This is a genomic window from Aquabacterium sp. A08 (assembly GCF_011742065.1).
The window spans coordinates 1-676 of sequence record NZ_JAAQQT010000444.1 but is presented as its reverse complement, the minus strand read 5'-3'; the positions used below and the strand labels follow the sequence as shown (position 1 = coordinate 676).

The following is a 676-nucleotide window of genomic DNA, read 5'->3' as shown; positions in this document are numbered from 1 at the left end:
TGGCCGACGTGCGCAACCAGCTGGGGCGCCTGGCCTTGTCGATGGTGGAGCTGACCAACCGGCAGCACCAGGCGGGCCTGGACCTCAACGGCGACCCCGGTGAGCCCTTCTTCGGGGCCATCAACTTCGACACCGCGGTGGTCAAGATCAGCCCCAACACCGCCGCCACCCTGAGCCTGCAGGTGAACCCCGCCGACCCGGACGCGCCGACCCAGTTCAAGGCGTCGGACTACGCGGTGCGCTACACCGGTACGGACACGGTGGAAATCCGCCGGGTGAGCGATGGACGCTTTTTCGACCCGGCCACCGGTGGTTTCACCGCCACCACCGGCACGGCGGTGGACCTGTCGGGTGGCACGGTGGATTTCGACGGTCTGCGCCTGACCCAGACCGCCTCCGGCGCGGCTGGCGACCAGCTGCTGCTGACGCCGTTCGGCAGCGTCGCCGCCCAGGTCCAGGTGGCGCTGACCGCGCCGGCGCAGCTGGCCATCGCCAGCCCGGTGCTGGTGCAGGCCGACCCCGACAACGGCGACGGCCTGCAGGTCGAGGCGCTGTACCGCCCGTACAACACCGTGACGGCACCGGCCTGGGCCAACACCGTCGTCACCTTCGGGGCCAACGGCCAGTACAGCCTGGAAACCAGCGACGGCACCACGACCACCACCAGCGGGCCGTT

General features: G+C 70.6%; 1 protein-coding gene. It reads left to right on the top strand.

Going from position 1 to position 676, the window contains the following annotated elements:
- Positions 1-676 (top strand): FlgK family flagellar hook-associated protein (locus HA630_RS02525; protein WP_407061931.1); only part of this gene is annotated, 676 nt, incomplete at both ends.